The sequence below is a fragment of the Streptomyces sp. CA-135486 genome (assembly GCF_050936555.1).
Classification (GTDB): Bacteria; Actinomycetota; Actinomycetes; order Streptomycetales; family Streptomycetaceae; genus Streptomyces.
In genome coordinates this window covers 3456211-3472795 of record NZ_JBNJMM010000001.1, presented here as the reverse complement: position 1 = coordinate 3472795, position 16585 = coordinate 3456211, and the positions used below count along the sequence as shown (strand labels likewise).

The window sequence follows — 16585 nt, the reverse complement described above, 5'->3', positions numbered from 1 at the left end:
GCCACCCATCTGGCGGTGGGCGCACAGTACCGCCACGCTCCCAGTCGTTTACACCCACCCCACCCCTTTCTTTCGCTTACTCGCGTCAGCCAATGTGCCGCCCGTGCGGCGCAGTTCGCGCACTCGCCCACATGGGCGGGAACGCCTACGGTGACCGGAATGAAGCGCAACCAATCCGACGGAAAGACCCGGGTGACCGTCCTGGTGGCGCTCGCCGCGAATCTGGTGATCGCCGTGGCGAAGGCCGTCGGCGGGCTGGCCTCGGGATCCCCCGCGCTGCTGTCCGAGGCCGCGCACTCGGTCGCCGACAGCGTGAACGAGGTGTTCCTCCTCGTCGCGCTGCGCCGCAGCCACCGCCCGCCGGACGCCCACCATCCCTTCGGATATGGCAAGGAACGCTATTTCTGGGCGCTGCTCGCGGCAGTGGGCATCTTTGTGATGGGTGGCTGTTTCTCCTTCTACCAGGGCGTTCACGCACTGGCCGGCGACCCGCAGGAATCCCGCGCCGGCTATACGGCCGGGCTCGTCGTCCTCGTGGTGGCGCTGCTCGCCGAGGGCGGTTCGCTGATCCGTGCCCTGCACCAGCTCCGCAAGGAGAAGGACGGCGCTCGCGACCCCGCCCTGCGCACGGTCATCGCGGAGGACAGCACCGCGGTGCTCGGCGTCGTCCTCGCCATGGCCGGAATGGTGCTCCATCTGGTCACCGGGAACGTTGTCTGGGAAGCCGCCGCGTCCCTCACGATCGGACTGCTTCTCGTGTACGTCGCGTACCGGCTGGGCCGGGAGGCCCGCGACCGGCTGATCGGCGAGGCGGTCGAGCCGGAGCTGTGCGACCGGATCCGTGAACTCCTGCACAACCAGCCCGAGATCCACAACGTCGCCGCACTGCTCACCATGCGGCTCGGACTGGACTCGACTCTGGTGGCCGCCCGGGTGGATCTGACTCCCGGCTTCGACAGCGAGGAGGTCGAGCTCATCTGCGTACGGATCAAACGGTCGGTCAGGGCCGCGTGGCCGCAGGCGGATCAGGTCTTTCTCGACATTACTGAGGCGCCCGCGGACTGACCGGGTGTCCTTCCTTGCGCGGGTTCTTGATACGGGTCCAGAGCGGAATGACGAACCAGCAGAGGACGAACCAGAGCACCATCGCGGCCACCAGCCACTGAGCGAGCGAGTCGTCCAGGACCAGCCGCAGGATGAGCAGCAGCGAGGAAGCCATCGTGCCCAGCAGCAGAAACAGTCCGAGGACGGTCAGGCGAGAGGCCCAGATGACCGTCTGTGGTTTGAGCATCAGCCCGGTCAGCAGCCGGTGGAACGACACCGGCCCGATCAGAGCGCCGGTTGTCGCCGCCCCCAGGAGCACGGTCACCGTATAGATGGTGCGGTCGGTGCCGGACAGTTCGACGAAACGGGGCTGGAAAGCGACGGTGAGCAGGAATCCGAAGAGGATTTGGACACCGGTCTGGGCCACCCGCAATTCCTGGATCAGATCACTCCATCGCCGGTCGGCCCGTTCCTCCTCCGTCTCGCTCCTGCCGCGTTGGCCGCTCTCTTCGCCGTGCTGTTCCATCTGGCGCCTCCCATACTTCCGAAACTCCCTACGCGGCATCCTGCATGATCTCGCGGCGAAGTCGCTCGCAGCAGCTGCTGATGAGTCGTGAGACATGCATCTGAGAGATGCCGAGATCTTCGGCAATTCTGCTCTGCGTCATGTCGCGGAAGAACCGCATGTAGAGGATCTTCCGTTCCCGCTCCGGTAATCGCCGCAGCCGGGGCTTCACAGCCTCGCGGTCGATGACGATGTCGAGCGCCGGATCCGCGCTGCCCAGTGCGTCGGACAGGGTGTGGCCGCCCTCGCTGCCCGGGTGTTCGGCGTCCAGGGACAGCGCGGTGAAGGAGTCGGCGGCCTCCAGACCCGCTCGGGTCTCGTCCAGAGTCAGTCCCGCCTGTGCGGCGATCTCGGGGAGCGTGGGCACCCGACTGGACACGCGCTGGAGGAGTTCCCGCTGGGCCACCCGGACCCGGTTGCGCTGGTCCTGGACGCGGCGCGGCACATGCAGGGTCCACATGTGGTCACGGAAGTGCCGTTTGACCTCGCCGGTGATGGTGGGCACGGCGAAGCTGGCGAACGCGGTGCCGCGCGCGGGGTCGTAGCGGTCCACTGCCTTGACCAGGCCGAGGGCCGCGACCTGGCAGAGGTCTTCCAGGTTCTCCCCCCGGTTCCTGAACCGGCCGGCCAGCCGCTCCGCCATGGGCAGCCAGGCTTTCACCAGCTCCCGGCGCACGGCCTCGCGCTCGGCTCCCTGGGGCAGTTTCGCGAGCCGTTCGAAGGCGGCTGCGGTGTCGGGGGCGTCGTCGTGCGGATGCTTCCTGCTCGCTTGTGTGCGCATGAGGCGCTGGCACTCCCTCAACGGTGGAGACGGGATGATTACCGCCGCAGGAATGCGGACGCATCAAAGACACGTCAGGGCGCTTGGCGCCGCTCCCACGGACGTGCCTCCGGTCCGAAGCACAGATTGCGTCTGCCCCCGGCTTCTCCCGGCAAACTCAGGGGGAAGAATGCCGTCAATTCCTGAGCACCGGAGCAGCGTGTATGCCGGAGAAGAATGGGCACCTGCTGGTTGGAGGTGCAGATTATGGTTCCCATCCTTCTCGTTCTGCTTCTCGCACTCGTTCTGTTCGGTGTGGGCTTTGCCGTCAAGGCACTGTGGTGGATTGCCATCGCCGTTCTGGTTGTATGGCTGCTGGGATTCCTGATGCGGAGCACAGCAGGGGGCTCCAGGGCCCGCTGGTACCGGTGGTAGACGAGAGAAGAACGATGAACGGCGGCCTTCGGGCCGCCGTTCGTCGTTTCAGCTCCTTGTCGCTGCTTCAGTCAGCGGAGGGCTGTCAGACGGCGACGGGCGGGAGCGAGCGCCCGGCCGCGACCGAGGACGTCCGCCCAGGGCTTGGTGCCCGCCTGCTCCACCGCGTCCAGCACCGTCCAGCGGTGGGCGGTGAGGTCGGGGTCCTTCAGCTGGTCCCAGCTGATCGGAGTAGCCACCGGAGCGCCCTGCCTGGCACGCACGGAGTACGGCACAACGGCCGTCTGCGCATAGGCATTGCGCTGGATGTCCAGATACAGACGGCCGCCCCTGGCTCGTTTGCGTACCTCTGTGGTCAGCCGGTCGGGATCGCGACCGGCGAGCGTCTCGGCGACCGCCCTGGCGAAGTCGCGCACCTCGTCGAAGCCCTCGCCGCCCGCCAGCGGCACGATCACATGCAGGCCCTTGGAGCCGGTGGTCAGCAGCACGGACGGCAGCTGGAGTTGGTCGAGCAGCTCACCGAGCTGCTGCGCCGCCCGGCGTACGGACTCGAAGTCGTCCTGTGCCGGATCGAGGTCGAAGACCATCCGGTCGGGCTGCTCCAGCCGGCCGACACGCGACTGCCAGCGGTGGAAGGTGATGCACGCCTGGTCCACGAGATGGACCAGGGTGGCCGTGTTGTCGCACACGGTGTGGGTCACCGTGCCGCCCTCCTTGGCCACCTCGACCCTGCGCACCCACTCCGGACAACTGTCCGGGGTATGTTTCTGCATGAAGCGGGGGCCGCCGATGCCGTCGGGGTGCCGTTCGAGCATCAACGGCCTGCCGCGCAGCTGCGGCAGCATGAACGGCGCGACGCGGCGGTAGTAGTCGACGAGGTCCTGCTTGGTGAGGCCGTCGTCGGGGAAGAGGGCCTTCTCGGGCCGGTGAATCTCTACCGTGTGCCGGCCTGCGCGCACTCGGTGGCTGCCCATGGCTCAGCGCACCACCGCTTCTCCCACCAGCAGCCGTACCGCGGCCGCGATCGAGTCCGCGTCGATTCCCGACACCCGCAACTGCTCCTCGGGCGTGGCCGAAGTGGGCATGTTGCGGACACCGAGCCGCACCAGTCGCGGTACGGGGCGGCCGTCCGAGAAGGCTTCGGCCACCGCGTCGCCCAGGCCGCCCTCGGGGCGGTGGTCCTCCACGGTCAGCAGACAGCCCGTCTCGTCGCCCGCCCTCTGCAGCGTCTGAGCATCGACGGGCTTGACGGAGTAGAGGTCGACGACGCGCACCGCAATGTTCTCGCGGTCCAGCAGCTCAGCGGCCGCAAGCGCCTCATGGACCGTCACTCCGGCGGCGACGATGGTCACACGGTCCTGCTCCCCCGACCGCAGCACCTTGGAGCCGCCCACCGGGAACTCCTCGTCCGGACCGTAGACGACCGGTGTGTCACCCCTGCTCGTACGCAGATAGCTCACATTCGGCAGCTCGGCCATCGCCTCGACCAGCCGGGCCGTCTGATTGCCGTCACAGGGGTAGAGCACCGTGCTGCCGTGCACGGCGCGGAACATCGCCAGGTCTTCGAGCCCCATCTGCGACGGCCCGTCCTGGCCGATGGCGACACCCGCGTGCGAGCCGACGACATTGATCGACGCGCGGCTGACGGCGGCCATCCGTATGAAGTCGTGGGCGCGGGTCAGAAAGGCCGCGAACGTGGAGGCGTACGGGACGTATCCCCGGGCCTGCAACCCGACGGCCGCCGCGACGAGTTGCTGCTCGGCGATGTAGCACTCGAAGTAACGGCTGGGGTGCGCCTTCGCGAAGTATTCGGTACGTGTCGAGTCGCCGACCTCCCCGTCGAGCGCGACCACGTCGCCGCGCACCGATCCGAGCGCGGCGAGCGCCTGTCCGTACGCGGTGCGGGTGGCGACCGAGTCTCCGACATCGAACCGCGGCCGCTCCAGATGGGCGCTGAGGGCGCCGTGCAGCACTCGTGCCGCGGGCGGGGACTGGACCTCCACCCGGAGGAAACGCGGCCCGCCGAGTTCCTCAATGGCCTCGTCCGCGTCGGGCAGCGGCTTGCCGTGCATGCCCTCCCGGTCCTCGACGGCCTTGACGCCGCGGCCCTTGCGGGTACGGGCGATGACCGCGGTGGGCCGCCGGAAGGTGGAGCGCGCCTCGGCGAGTGCCTCGTCCACCGCGGCGACATCGTGCCCGTCGATCTCGACGGTGTGCCAGCCGAAGGCCCCCAGCCGCTGGGCGTAGGCGTCGAGATCCCACTCGTGGCGGGTCGGCCCGCGCTGGCCGAGCCGGTTCACATCGATGAGCAGCGTCAGATTGTCGAGATTCTCGTACGCCGCCTGCTCGATGGCCTCCCACACGGAACCCTCGGCCATCTCGCTGTCGCCCGACAGCACCCATATCCGGTAGGGGATCTGGTCGAGCTTCTTGCCCGCCAATGCCATGCCGACGCCGATCGGCAGGCCCTGCCCGAGGGACCCGGTGCCCACGTCCACCCAGGGCAGCCGAGGCGTCGGATGCCCTTCGAGGAGGCTGTCGAGACGCCGGAAGGTGAGCAGTTCCTCGTCGTCGATGACGCCCGCCGCCTTGTACATGGCGTACAGGAGCGGTGAGGCATGACCCTTGGAGAGGATCAGCCGGTCGTTGCCCGGATGGTCGGGCCGTTCGAAGTCGTATCGCAGATGGTTGGCGAGCAGCACGGCGCCCAGGTCCGCGGCGGACATGGAGGACGTCGGATGCCCGGATCCGGCCGCGTCGGCGGCGCGGACCGCGTCCACACGCAACTGCTGGCCCAGTTCCGCCAGTTGTTCGGTTCGCATGTCACTCCTCCTTGACGGTGGGGCCGCCCGGGACCCGGGCGAGTTCCGGCGAAGCGGTGTCCAGCGGGACCGACCACGAGCGGACGAGGCCCAACTGGACGGACTGGCGCGGCAGCACGGCATCCAGCAGCCAGTCGGCGGCGACGCGCACCCGGTTCCCCGGCATGGCGGCCAGGTGGTAACCGCGGGTGACCGCGCCCGCGATCGGCCCGGACAGCGGCACTCCGAGGGGGTTCGCGGCGGCCTGGACCCCGCCGAGGTCCACGAGGAAGCCAAGATCGTGATGGCTGTACGCACGCTGCTCGCCGCGCCCCAGGGAGGCTGCGACGTTGAGTCCGGCCAGCTTTCCCTGGCGCCAGGCGTGCTGGGCCGTCATCGGCGTGTACTGGCCGGGCCTGGTCGGATCCGGTACCGCGGCCGCATCGCCGCAGGCGAAGACCTCGGGGTACCCGGGCACGGTCAGCCGCGAGTCGACGAGCAGACGGCCGCGCTCGACGGGCAGCCCGACGTCGGACACCAGGGGGTCGGGCCGCACGCCCACACACCAGATCAGCGTCCTCGTGTCGATGAACTCCCCGTCATCCAGCAGGACTCCGGCCTCGGTGGCCTCCTTGACCGATGTGCCGGTCCGGATGTCGACGCCGCGACGGCGCAGCACACGATCGGCCGTCGACGACAGCCTGCGGTCGAGCTCGGGCAGCACTCGCTCGGCGATGTCGACCAGCAGCCAGCGCACCGGGCCGCCCTGGTCCCCGGTGCGCTGCTTGCGGGTCAGCGCGTCGGTGAAGAGCTTTCCCTGGGCGGCGACTTCGGTGCCGGTGTAGCCGGCGCCGACAACCACGAAGGTGCGCCGGGACGCACGCTCCTGTGAGGTCGCGGCGGTAGCGGCCATCTCGATCTGCCGTGTGATGTGGTCGCGCAGGTACAGAGCTTCGGGCAGACCGCGGAAGCCGTGCGCATGGTCGGCGACCCCGGGCACGGGAAGCAGTTTGTTGACACTGCCGACGGCCAGGACGAGTCGGTCGTACTCCAGCGCGCCGGAGCCGCCCTCGGGGTCCGTGTAGTGAACGCGCCGCTCGGCCAGATCGACCCCGGCGGCATCGCCGAGCACCAGCCGCACCTGTGGCAGAGAGTCGGGAATCGACACGGTCACCCGGCGGGGTTCCAGGATTCCCGCCGCGACCTGTGGCAGCAGCGGCAGATAGAGGAAATAGTCGGTCGGGTTGAGCACGGTGATCTCGGCTTTGTCGCGTGCTGCCCGGGACAGTGCACGGGCGGCCTGGAAACCGGCGAATCCGGCTCCTACGACAACGACACGGGAACGGGTCACGATCTACTCCGGCGCGGAATCGGAAGTGGTGCGGCGGACGGCGGAGCGGGTGCCCCTGGGTCGCCGCGCGAAACCGGCGCCGTCACTCATACGTGCGGCGGCCCCGCTCTTCGTCGATGACGGGGGTCGTCGGCGGCACGACGACGCGCCGGCGCTTGGCGATGCTCGTGAACGTGGCGACCCCGATGATGCCGACGGCCATCAGGATCAGACCCACCACGTCGAGGTTCGCGCCCTGCACCTCCCAGTCTGTGGCAAACGTCAGGATCGCGCCGACTGCGATGAGGATGATGCACCCTCCCAGGCCCATGTGACTCACCTTCCTGTTCGAAGTGCTGGTCGCAGCCGGGTACCCGCGCCGGGGTCGGTCATGCGCGGCAACGGCGGAGCCGGGCGCTGTGCCTGCCGCGCGGGAGGGCGCCGGAGCGGGTCCGGCCCGCGGCGGACAGTCGCGGCTCGCGTGTACGAAGCCACGGGGGCAGGATGAGGTGCGAAGCCCACTTCCCGATATTCCACCGGGCCGGCGCTGGGGCCCCTTCGACCGGGACACCGAGTGTGATGGACAAGGAAACGACAGCGGCCAAGTCCGCAGCTGCGACGTCGAGCGCCGCCGTGTTCGGCGCGCCCTGCTGGGTCAGTCTCATGACCCGTGATCTGAAAGCCGCCCAGGATTTCTACGGTGCGGTCCTGGGGTGGCGGTTCCGCAAGGGCAGACTGGGCGAACAGTTCAGCGTCGCCTTCCACGAAGGCGCGCCGGTCGCGGGCCTCGGAGCCCTGGCACCCCAGCTGCAGATCGCCGTCGCCTGGACCCCGTATTTCGCCGTCACCGACACGGATGAGGCAGCGGCACGTATCCGGGAGCGCAGCGGGACGGTCGCGGTCGGCCCGCTCACCTTCTCGCTGGGCCGGGGGGCTCTGGCCGCCGACCGGGACGGCGCCACTTTCGGCATCTGGGAAGGCGAGCTCATCCCCGACTGGCACACCTGGCGCAAGAGCACGCCCGCCTGGCTGCGGCTGCGGACCCGCGACGCGTTCGATGCCGCCATTTTCTACGGAGAGGTCCTTGAGTGGGCATCCGGGCGCCCTGGGGCCTGCGAGGTCAGTTACGAGGAGGACGAGGTCGTTCTGCGCAGCAATGGGCATGTCCTCGCGCGCCTCAGCTCCGGCGCGAGTGAAGCCGCTCCCGATCCCATGATCCAGCCCCGCTGGCACATCCACTTCCCGGTCAAGGACGTGGACGCCACCGCCGAGGCCGCCCTCGAGAACGGCGGCTTCGTACTGGTCAGGCGGTCCACGCCGCACGGCCCCGAGGTGACGCTGCGCGACGCCGACGGTGCTCTCTTCACGATCACGAGCCGTCAGTTCCTTGAGTGACGTTCCGGTGGCGCTCTCGGCCGGAATGAGGCGGCGCCGGCAGCTGATGTGCCCAACTGGCCGGCGCCTGCGTTCCCTCGTACGCAGGGAACTTCCTGGCTCAGTACCGCAATCGCAGCGGGCGAAACACCGCGGGGAAGCGTCTTTGCCTTGTCGCAATGAAGCCCTTGCGTGCATGTGTTCGGGGCGCTTCCCTGGGCACAAGCGTGACGAAGACACGACGTCTGCCAGACGGTCCTTGAGCAGGAAGGGAGCGGGACCATGGCGCAGGGGAACGACGCAGAGCGGGCGCTCGAGAGCGCGAGTGCCCCGGCGTGGGCCGCTTCGGACGAGATGCAGTACCGGATCGTGAGTGCGGAGGTGGAAGCGCGTGCGCTGCGCGAGGAAGTGGACGGGCTGCGCAGGGCGCTCCGTACGCACCCGGTGATCGACATGGCGCGCGGCGTCATCATGGCAACGGCATCGTGCACGCCGGAGCAGGCCTGGCAGGTACTGGTACAGGTCTCCCAGCACACCAACATCAAGCTCCGCGAGATCGCACAGGGGATCGTGGACAGCATCAACGGCTCACCGCCGTCCCGGCCGATCCGCGCCGCGCTGCGTTCCGCCCTGGCGGCCCTGCCCGACAGCGGGCAGTGACCGGCGCTCGGTCTGGCGTTGGCTGCCGTTCACTGCCCGCAGCAGGTTGCGCAGGCGACGCGGGTTGCGGGGAGCGGCCCGGCGAACGACCCGGCGGCCCTCCATGCGGCAGTCAGTTGCTGCCCAGCTTGCGCTTGAGCTCCGCCTTGTTCATCGAAGACCGCCCCTGGATGTTGCGGCGCTGCGCCTCCGCGTACAGCTGGTCGTACGTCGGCCCCTCGGATCCGCTGTGCGAACGCTTCCCACCGCGCCGGGACGACGACATGTCCTGAGTGGAACTCTTGCTCGCCGTACGGGACTCACCGGAGCGGGCCCGTTCCTTGTTCACGGTGCGCGCGGCGATCTCCTCCGCACGATCCTTGCTCTCGCCGCGCTGCTGAGCGCTCTCCTTGATGTGCTCGTACTGCCGTTCACGCTTGGGACTCGAACCGCGAGGCATGGCAACTCCTTCGCCGATATGTGGATGATTCCCCCCACCGCCACGCACCCTCAGAGTTACCGCATCCTCCCCGGGCAAACCCGCGGTTGCCAGGTCAGACGAGTGCGGACACATGCTCCGCAGGGCCTGCCCGCGTAGAATCCAGATCGGGCGGATCACCCGTTTGCGTTGTCTGCTCGGGATGGGAGTAGTCGTGATCATGCCTGCGCCGGAGCCTTCGGGTTCGAGCGGCGGGCACGACGAGCTGTCCGCAGCGGTCGCCGCCCTCGCCGCCGACAACGCCTCTCTGCGCGAGCAGCTCACGCGACGGCATCTCATCGACCTGGCCACCGGGATTCTGGTGGCCCAGCTGGAGGCGTCGCCCGCCGAAGCCGCGGAACACCTCGTGCGCCTCGCCGAGGCGACCGGTCTGAGCTCCGAGGACCTCGCCGCGGACATCGTGAACGGCGTGGCGGGCACCATTGCCGTCGCGCCACCCGCGCCGTCCTCGGGCGATGACGGCAGGGATGACGGCACAGCCGTCGCCGAGGCTCGCAGGACCCGCCGCGTCGCCAGCGTCGCAGAGTCCGATCACACGGTCGGCCAAGCGGCGGCCACCCTGCTGGAGGGCGGTCTGCGTCCACTCGGCGTGGAGAGTCTGTGGCTGTGGCGCCGGATGGAATCCGACTGTTTCCGCCTGGCCGGACACGCCGGCGTGAGCGCCACGGAGGCGACGCGATGGCAGTGGATCCCGCCGGCGGCCCCCGCGCCGTTTCACCAGGTTGTCGCGGAGGGCTCCCCTCTCTGGTCGGCATCGGGGGTGCCCCCCGGCTCCGTCCTTCCGGGCGCTCCCGAGGCTGCCCGTGCCCTGCTCCCGCTGCGTCTCAAGGGCGCCACCGTGGGACTGGCTCTCGTCGTCTGGCCCGGGCCCGCGGACCTCGACGACGGCCTCCGCCGCGCGCTCACCGACCTCGTCGACGTGGCGGCGAGGGTACTGAACGCCACGGAGACCGCCCCCTCCCCCGCACCGCTGCTCGACGACCTGCTCGACTCCCTGGCCCATCCGGCGATGATCCTGCATCGTGATCCGGACTCGTCGAAGCTGTCGGTCGAGTACCTCAACGAGTCTGCGTCCAAGGCCCTCGGCGGCAGCTACCCGGCGGTGGGGCAGCCCATCGCAGTCGCCTTCCCCCACCACCATTCCGACCTCGCGCTCATGTCCCGGCAGGCGCACTCCGGGACCTCTGCCCGGCGCGCGGCCAGGCTGCCCGCGGAGCACGGCCCCGGCGCCCCCGCCCCGCTTCTCGACGTACGAGTCCTGCCGGCAGGCGCCGAACAGACCATCGTCCTGTGGCACACCGGCAGCGACCGCCGTCTGTCCGCGATGCGCGCACTGGGCCGGCTGCAGGGCGTCGCACCGTTCGAGGACGATCTCACCACGGGCACGACCGTCTGGAGTGAACAGGCGTACGCAATTCTCGGCGTCGACCGGGAGTCGGAGCCGCTCCCGCTGGCAGGTCTGCAGCTCCGGGTGCACCCGGAGGACGCCGACAATCTGGCCGAGCTTGTGTCGACCCTCAATGAACGGCGTACGAGCGCGGTCACGGTCGTCCGCATCACCCGCGACGACGGCGGACTCCGGCACGTACGCATCGCCGCGGAGCCGCTGCTGGACGAGGGGGTCCTCACCGGAATCACCGGTGTCTACCAGGACGTCTCCGCGGGGTTCCACACGGAGGTCGCCCTCAGCGCGACCTTCGACCAGCTCACCGCCGTACAGGCGCAGGCTGCCCTGCGGCACCAGCTGGCCCTCCAGCTCCAGCAGGCCATCGTCCCCGAGATGCCCGCCGTTCAGCGACTGCCGGGACTGCAGGCCACGGCCCGCTACCGGCCCGCGGTCCAGGAGTACCGGGTGGGCGGCGACTGGTACGACGTCCTCCCGCTGCCCAACGGCAAGGTGCTGGTCGCGGTGGGCGACATAGCCGGGCACGGCATCGACTCGGCCACCGGAATGGTCGCCCTGCGCAATGCGCTGCGGGGGCTGGCGTTCACCGGGCACACCCCGGGACGGCTCATGGAGTGGCTGAACGACGTCACCCTCAACACCCTGGGGCACCCCACAGCGACCGCGGTCTGCGCGCTCTACGATCCGGCCGACCGGACCCTGTGCTGGGCCAGCGCCGGGCATCTGCCGCTGCTGCTGGTACGCGACGGCAGGGCTCGGCTGCTCGATCCGCCGCGGGACGTCCTGCTGGGAGCCGTGCCGTCCTCCGTCTACCAGGAGACGACCACCCAACTGATGCCTGGCGACACGCTGTTTCTGTACACGGACGGACTCATCGAGCGCCGCCACGACGCCCTGGACGAGGGGCTCGACGGGCTGCGGAAGGCTGCGGAGGAGCTGAGTTTCTGCGAGGTGGAGGAACAGGCCGACCGTCTGCTGAGCTCTGCCCCGGGTGACACGGACGACGACACCAGCCTCATCGCGGTACGGATCGTCTGACAGCGTCCGGGTTCCAGGGGCACCCGGATTCTGAGCACGTCTGGCTTCTGAGCAAGTCCGGGCTGCGCACGCCCGGTCAGCGGCCGCGCGTGAGCCACATGCGGATTCTCGCCATCAGGTCGTCCGCGTCCACGGGCTTGGCCACATAGTCGCTTGCTCCCGCGGCCAGGGCCTTGGCGCGGTCGCCCGGCATGGCCTTGGCGGTGACGGCGATGATCGGCACATCGGCGAACCGGGGCAGCTCCCTGATCGCCGCCATGGTGGCGTTGCCGTCCATGCCGGCCATCATCACGTCCATCACGATGAGATCCACCTCGCCGTGCTCTATGAGCAGATCGATCCCCGCTCTGCCGTTGTCCGCCTGGAGCACCAGCATCCCCTCGCGCTCCAGGACCTGGGTCAGCGCGAAGATGTTCCGGATGTCGTCGTCCACCACCAGCACCGTGTGTCCCGTGGCCGGTTCCGCCTCGTGGACGACGCCCTCGGCGAGCTCCCGCATGACCTCCTCGTCCCGCTGCTTTCGGCCCGGGGCCCGAACCGGCAGATACAGCGTGAAGGAACTGCCCCTGCCCACGGTGCTCTCCACGACGATGGTGCCGCCGAGCAGCTGCGCCACCTCGCGGCTGATGGACAGCCCGAGTCCGGTACCGCCGTACTGCCGGGACGTGGTGCCGTCGCCCTGCTGAAAAGCGCCGAACACGCTCTGCAGACGATCGGCCGGGATGCCGATCCCGGTGTCGGTGACCCGGAAGGCGACCACCGGACCGGAGTCGCGCACCGAAGCCGGCAGCCGCTCGTCGGTGACGGGGTGGACGCGGAGCTCGACGCTGCCCTCCTCGGTGAACTTCAGCGCGTTGGAGAGCAGATTGCGCAGAACCTGCCGGAGGCGGGCTTCGTCGGTGATGAGTTCCTCGGGAATCCCTGGGGCCGCGACCACGTGGAACTCCAGATCGCGGTCGCTCGCCACCGGCCGGAAGGTCGCCTCGACGTACTCGAGGAGCTGATGCAGAGAGAAGGGCTCGGCATGGATGTCCATCTTTCCGGCTTCGACCTTCGACAGATCCAGAATGTCGTTGATCAACTGGAGCAGGTCGGAGCCCGCGGAGTGGATCACCTCGGCGTAGTCGACCTGTTTCGACGTCAGATTGCCTTCCAGATTCTGCGCGAGCAACTGGGCAAGGATCAGCAGGCTGTTCAGTGGCGTACGGAGTTCATGGCTCATGTTGGCCAGGAACTCGGACTTGTACATCGAGGTGCGGGAGAGCTGCTGGGCGCGGGCCTCCAGCTCCTGGCGTGCCTGCTCGATCTCCAGGTTCTTGCGCTCGATGTCCCGGTTGCGGTCGGCCAGCAGCGCCGCCTTCTCCTTCAGTTCGGCGTTGGAGCGCTGCAGTTCCTCCTGACGTGCCTGCAACTCGCTGGAGCGGGCGCTGAGTTCGGCGGTCAGGCTCTGCGACTGGTCCAGCAGTTCGTCCGTACGCACATTGGCTATCAGCGAGCTGAGGTTCACGCCGACCGTCTCGATGAACTGGTCGAGGAAATCCCGGTGGATGACGGTCAGGGGGCGCAGCGTCGCGAGTTCGATGACGCCGAGCACCTGCTCCTCCACGACGATCGGCAGCACGATCAGATGGCTGGGATCCATCCGGCCGGTGCCGGACACGATGGTCGCGTATCCGGGCGGCAGATCCTCCACCGTGATGGTGTGGCGGCTCTTTGCGGACTGCCCGACCAGGGACTGGCCGAGCCGGAAGCGGCGCGGCCCGGCGGCCGGGTCGTCCGGCGAACCGTATGCGGCGGTCATGACCAGTTCGAGCCCCTCGCCCTCGTCCTGGGCCAGGAAGAAGCCGCCGTACTGGGCGGAGACGAGCGGGGGCACCTCGGTCATGATCAGCTCGGCGACCGCGGGGAGGCTTCTGGTGCCCTGCATCAGGCCGGACACCCGCGCCAGATGGGTCTTCAGCCAGTCCTGCTCCTCATTGGCCCGGGTCGTCGCACGCAGCGATTCGACCATCGCGTTGATGTTGTCCTTGAGGTCTCCGACCTCTCCGGGCGCCTCGACCGTGATGGAGCGGGTGAGGTCGCCCTCCGCGACCGCGCTGGTCACCTTGGCGATGGCGCGCACCTGCCGGGTCAGATTGCCTGCCAGTTCATTGACGTTCTCGGTGAGCCTCTTCCACGTACCGGAAACGCCCTCCACCTCGGCCTGCCCGCCGAGCCGCCCTTCGCTGCCCACTTCGCGGGCCACGCGCGTGACCTCGGCGGCGAACGACGACAGCTGGTCGACCATGGTGTTGATGGTGGTCTTGAGCTCCAGGATCTCCCCGTGCGCATCGACGTCGATCTTGCGCGTCAGGTCGCCGCCGGCGACGGCGGTGGTGACCTGGGCGATGTTACGGACCTGATTGGTGAGGTTGTTCGCCATGGAGTTGACGTTGTCCGTCAGATCCTTCCAGGTGCCCGAAACGCCCCGGACGGTGGCCTGACCACCGAGCTTTCCGTCGGTGCCCACCTCGCGTGCCACCCGGCTGACCTCCTCGGCGAACGACGACAGCCGGTCCACCATCGTGTTGATGGTCTCCTTCAGCTCCAGGATCTCCCCGCGGGCGTCGACCCGGATCTTCTGGGTGAGGTCGCCGCGGGCCACCGCCGTGGCGACCTGGGCGATGGAGCGCACCTGCGATGTCAGATTGTCCGCCATGGTGTTGACGCCCGTGGTGAGCTCCAGCCAGACGCCTCGCACCCGCGGCTCGCGCGCATGACCGCCGAGCAGGCCCTGTCCGCCCACCTCCCGGGCGACCCGGGTCACCTCGGAGGTGACCAGCAGGAGCTGCTCCACCATGGCGTTGTAGATGGTCGCGATCTCGCCGAGGAGTCCGCCGGTGTCGTCGGGCAGGCGGGCGGAGAGATCGCCGTCACGTACTGCTGTGAGCCCGGCCAGCAGCTTCCGCAGCCCGTCCTCGCCCAGCTCCGCGGGCGGCCGGGCACGATCGGGGTCGGGCGTGTGGGCAGAGACATCCATCGCAGACCTCGCGCCGTCGTCACTCGCTGCGCCGTGAGATGAGGCCCCGCGGAGAGGCGCTCTCAACGGCTCTACCCACTGTGGCACGCGGCTTCGGTCCGGTCACCCCGGAGCGATCCCCGTCGTTCCTGGTCACGGGGACGAGGACGCTGCTTGTTCGAGACCGTCCCTCCTACAGGATGAGGCTCCCTGCTCAGTCGGGGACGCGGACCATGAACCAGACCACCTTGCCCGTATCGCGTGGCATCCAGCCCCACGCGGCGGAGAGCCGTTGCAGCAGATACAGGCCGTGTCCGTGCGCCCGGGCTGCCCGATGCCGGCTGCGCGGCCGGGGCTGTTCCGGGCTGCTGTCGCTTACCTGGACCCATAGCCGCCCAGGGGCACGGTCGAGCCTCAGCTCGGTGGGAGCTCCGCCGTGCAAACAGGCGTTGGTGACGATCTCGGACACGAGCAGCAGGACATCCGCCGTGATCATGCCTGCGGTCGGTCCTGACGGGCGGTACCACTCGTCGAGCACCTGCCTCGTCAGGTCGCGGCACTGGCCGACCACGCCGGGTCCGCCCTTCAACGGGAATCGGCGGCTGTGCGGTACAAGCCGCTCTTTCTGTGCCCGATCCATGCGATACGCGTGCCCCCCAAATCAACATTAAAGCGTGAGAAACGGGCATCTCTTAGAGGGAAGCTCGCACGACGGTCCCGCTGTGTCCAACAGCGTCGGCCTTCGCCCCGTCGAAGGAGCCTCATGACCAGCAGCATTCACACCGACCGGACTGCCGACGAGAGGACGCCGTCGCCGCAACCGCGACAGGAACGCACGATCCGTCGCGGCGCGCTGGAGGGCTTGCCGGAGATCCCCGATCCGCGCTCCGTCAGCACCATGGACGCACGCACGTTGTCGACCGCGCTGTTCAAGCGTCTCGCGACGCTCGAGGAGGGCACGGCCGATTACTCGTACGTTCGCAACACCCTGGTCGAGCTCAATCTCAGCCTGGTGAAATTCGCCGCGCAGCGGTTCCGGGCCCGCTCCGAGCCCGCCGAAGACATCGTCCAGGTGGGAACGATCGGCCTCATCAAGGCGATCAACCGCTTCGACGTCGAGCGCGAGGTGGAGTTCACCAGCTTCGCCCTGCCGACCATCGTCGGCGAGATGAAGCGCTTCTTCCGCGACACCAGCTGGGCGGTCCAGGTGCCGCGTCGGCTGCAGGAGCTGCGCATCGACCTGGCCAGGGCGCGTGACGCCATGGAGCAGAACCTGGGACGTCCGCCGACGGCCGCCGAGCTGGGCGAACGCCTCGGGCTGAGCGAGGCCGAGGTGGTCGAGGGCGAACAGGCGGCCAACGGTTATGTCGCCCGCTCCCTGGACGCTCCGCCCAACGAGGAGGAGGCTCTGGGCGCGGTCGGCCGCAGCCTCGGCAGGGAAGACCCGGCGTTCGGCATCGTGGAGTCCCTGGAGTCCCTCAAGCCGGTCATCGCCGGCCTCGGCGAGCGAGACCGGCTCATCCTGTCGCTGCGCTTCGGCGACGAGCTGACGCAGTCGGAGATCGGGGCCCGGCTCGGCCTCTCCCAGATGCATGTGTCGCGGCTGCTGGCACGCATCCTCGCGACGCTGCGCGCCGCGCTGCTGGACGACGGGGACGACAGCGCCGTCACTGACTCGTAGCTCTGTACGGCTCCTA

The 16585-nt window shown here is 69.0% G+C and carries 15 protein-coding genes; 6 read left to right on the top strand and 9 right to left on the bottom strand.

The annotated features are described in order from the left end of the window. Positions 1–159: 159 nt before the first annotated feature. Complete coding sequence (locus ACQEVG_RS15785; RefSeq protein WP_432983236.1) at positions 160–1065, top strand: cation diffusion facilitator family transporter; 906 nt, start codon at positions 160–162, stop codon at positions 1063–1065. On the opposite strand, the gene ACQEVG_RS15780 is transcribed toward ACQEVG_RS15785, so the two are convergent. Both ACQEVG_RS15780 and ACQEVG_RS15775 read right to left on the bottom strand, forming a co-directional pair. Next, complete coding sequence (locus tag ACQEVG_RS15780) at positions 1043–1570, bottom strand: DUF6328 family protein (protein ID WP_432983233.1); 528 nt, start codon at positions 1568–1570, stop codon at positions 1043–1045. The genes ACQEVG_RS15785 and ACQEVG_RS15780 overlap by 23 nt on opposite strands. 28 nt (positions 1571–1598) lie before the next feature. Further along, on the bottom strand, positions 1599–2390 hold the full coding sequence (locus ACQEVG_RS15775; protein ID WP_432983230.1) for a SigB/SigF/SigG family RNA polymerase sigma factor: 792 nt from the start codon (positions 2388–2390) through the stop codon (positions 1599–1601). A 246-nt stretch (positions 2391–2636) separates the two neighbouring features. Between ACQEVG_RS15775 and ACQEVG_RS15770 the strand changes: the two genes are divergently transcribed. After that, positions 2637–2804 (top strand): hydrophobic protein, encoded by a 168-nt coding sequence (locus tag ACQEVG_RS15770; protein WP_432983227.1) that lies wholly within the window; start codon positions 2637–2639, stop codon positions 2802–2804. A 71-nt stretch (positions 2805–2875) separates the two neighbouring features. On the opposite strand, the gene ligD is transcribed toward ACQEVG_RS15770, so the two are convergent. From ligD to ACQEVG_RS15750, 4 genes are all read right to left on the bottom strand, one after another. Continuing rightward, positions 2876–3778 (bottom strand): non-homologous end-joining DNA ligase, encoded by a 903-nt coding sequence (ligD, locus tag ACQEVG_RS15765; RefSeq protein WP_432983224.1) that lies wholly within the window; start codon positions 3776–3778, stop codon positions 2876–2878. A gap of 3 nt (positions 3779–3781) precedes the next feature. Beyond that, entirely contained in the window at positions 3782–5626 is a 1845-nt protein-coding gene (locus ACQEVG_RS15760) for a transketolase (RefSeq protein WP_432983221.1), read from the bottom strand. A 1-nt stretch (position 5627) separates the two neighbouring features. Beyond that, positions 5628–6956, bottom strand: coding sequence for an NAD(P)/FAD-dependent oxidoreductase (locus ACQEVG_RS15755; protein ID WP_432983218.1), 1329 nt, complete (start codon positions 6954–6956; stop codon positions 5628–5630). 82 nt (positions 6957–7038) lie between these two features. Then, positions 7039–7266: a DUF6458 family protein gene (locus ACQEVG_RS15750; protein ID WP_432983215.1), complete on the bottom strand. Its 228-nt coding sequence runs from the start codon at positions 7264–7266 to the stop codon at positions 7039–7041. Between the two features lie 248 nt (positions 7267–7514). Here ACQEVG_RS15750 and ACQEVG_RS15745 point away from each other — a divergent pair, with 248 nt between their 5' ends. Together ACQEVG_RS15745 and ACQEVG_RS15740 are read left to right on the top strand one after the other, a co-directional pair. Next, entirely contained in the window at positions 7515–8330 is an 816-nt protein-coding gene (locus ACQEVG_RS15745; protein ID WP_432983212.1) for a VOC family protein, read from the top strand. 261 nt (positions 8331–8591) lie between these two features. Further along, the gene (locus tag ACQEVG_RS15740; protein WP_432983209.1) at positions 8592–8969 is read left to right on the top strand and encodes an ANTAR domain-containing protein; all 378 of its coding nucleotides are present in this window, start codon (positions 8592–8594) and stop codon (positions 8967–8969) included. A gap of 112 nt (positions 8970–9081) precedes the next feature. On the opposite strand, the gene ACQEVG_RS15735 is transcribed toward ACQEVG_RS15740, so the two are convergent. Beyond that, complete coding sequence (locus ACQEVG_RS15735; RefSeq protein ID WP_432983206.1) at positions 9082–9408, bottom strand: plasmid stabilization protein; 327 nt, start codon at positions 9406–9408, stop codon at positions 9082–9084. 199 nt (positions 9409–9607) lie between these two features. Between ACQEVG_RS15735 and ACQEVG_RS15730 the strand changes: the two genes are divergently transcribed. Further along, positions 9608–11890: a SpoIIE family protein phosphatase gene (locus ACQEVG_RS15730; RefSeq protein ID WP_432983203.1), complete on the top strand. Its 2283-nt coding sequence runs from the start codon at positions 9608–9610 to the stop codon at positions 11888–11890. A 76-nt stretch (positions 11891–11966) separates the two neighbouring features. Here the strand turns inward: ACQEVG_RS15730 and ACQEVG_RS15725 are convergent, their stop codons facing one another. Both ACQEVG_RS15725 and ACQEVG_RS15720 read right to left on the bottom strand, forming a co-directional pair. Further along, positions 11967–14909 carry a HAMP domain-containing protein gene (locus ACQEVG_RS15725; RefSeq protein ID WP_432983200.1) on the bottom strand — a complete coding sequence of 981 codons (2943 nt, stop codon included), beginning with the start codon at positions 14907–14909 and terminating at the stop codon, positions 11967–11969. 193 nt (positions 14910–15102) lie between these two features. Beyond that, the gene (locus ACQEVG_RS15720) at positions 15103–15528 is read right to left on the bottom strand and encodes an ATP-binding protein (protein ID WP_432983197.1); all 426 of its coding nucleotides are present in this window, start codon (positions 15526–15528) and stop codon (positions 15103–15105) included. Positions 15529–15651: 123 nt separating this feature from the next. Here ACQEVG_RS15720 and ACQEVG_RS15715 point away from each other — a divergent pair, with 123 nt between their 5' ends. Continuing rightward, on the top strand, positions 15652–16569 hold the full coding sequence (locus ACQEVG_RS15715) for a SigB/SigF/SigG family RNA polymerase sigma factor (protein ID WP_432983194.1): 918 nt from the start codon (positions 15652–15654) through the stop codon (positions 16567–16569). The last annotated feature ends 16 nt before the right edge of the window (positions 16570–16585 follow it).

Excerpts from the sequence above, each read along its gene's own strand:
- ligD (WP_432983224.1), bottom strand. The coding sequence starts at position 3,778 with ATGGGCAGCCACCGAGTGCGCGCAGGCCGGCACACGGTAGAGATTCAC.
- ACQEVG_RS15745 (WP_432983212.1), top strand. The coding sequence starts at position 7,515 with ATGGACAAGGAAACGACAGCGGCCAAGTCCGCAGCTGCGACGTCGAGC.
- ACQEVG_RS15715 (WP_432983194.1), top strand. The coding sequence starts at position 15,652 with ATGACCAGCAGCATTCACACCGACCGGACTGCCGACGAGAGGACGCCG.
- ACQEVG_RS15750 (WP_432983215.1), bottom strand. The coding sequence starts at position 7,266 with ATGGGCCTGGGAGGGTGCATCATCCTCATCGCAGTCGGCGCGATCCTG.
- ACQEVG_RS15720 (WP_432983197.1), bottom strand. The coding sequence starts at position 15,528 with ATGGATCGGGCACAGAAAGAGCGGCTTGTACCGCACAGCCGCCGATTC.
- ACQEVG_RS15735 (WP_432983206.1), bottom strand. The coding sequence starts at position 9,408 with ATGCCTCGCGGTTCGAGTCCCAAGCGTGAACGGCAGTACGAGCACATC.
- ACQEVG_RS15770 (WP_432983227.1), top strand. The coding sequence starts at position 2,637 with ATGGTTCCCATCCTTCTCGTTCTGCTTCTCGCACTCGTTCTGTTCGGT.
- ACQEVG_RS15725 (WP_432983200.1), bottom strand. The coding sequence starts at position 14,909 with ATGGATGTCTCTGCCCACACGCCCGACCCCGATCGTGCCCGGCCGCCC.
- ACQEVG_RS15775 (WP_432983230.1), bottom strand. The coding sequence starts at position 2,390 with ATGCGCACACAAGCGAGCAGGAAGCATCCGCACGACGACGCCCCCGAC.
- ACQEVG_RS15780 (WP_432983233.1), bottom strand. The coding sequence starts at position 1,570 with ATGGAACAGCACGGCGAAGAGAGCGGCCAACGCGGCAGGAGCGAGACG.
- ACQEVG_RS15760 (WP_432983221.1), bottom strand. The coding sequence starts at position 5,626 with ATGCGAACCGAACAACTGGCGGAACTGGGCCAGCAGTTGCGTGTGGAC.
- ACQEVG_RS15785 (WP_432983236.1), top strand. The coding sequence starts at position 160 with ATGAAGCGCAACCAATCCGACGGAAAGACCCGGGTGACCGTCCTGGTG.
- ACQEVG_RS15740 (WP_432983209.1), top strand. The coding sequence starts at position 8,592 with ATGGCGCAGGGGAACGACGCAGAGCGGGCGCTCGAGAGCGCGAGTGCC.
- ACQEVG_RS15730 (WP_432983203.1), top strand. The coding sequence starts at position 9,608 with ATGCCTGCGCCGGAGCCTTCGGGTTCGAGCGGCGGGCACGACGAGCTG.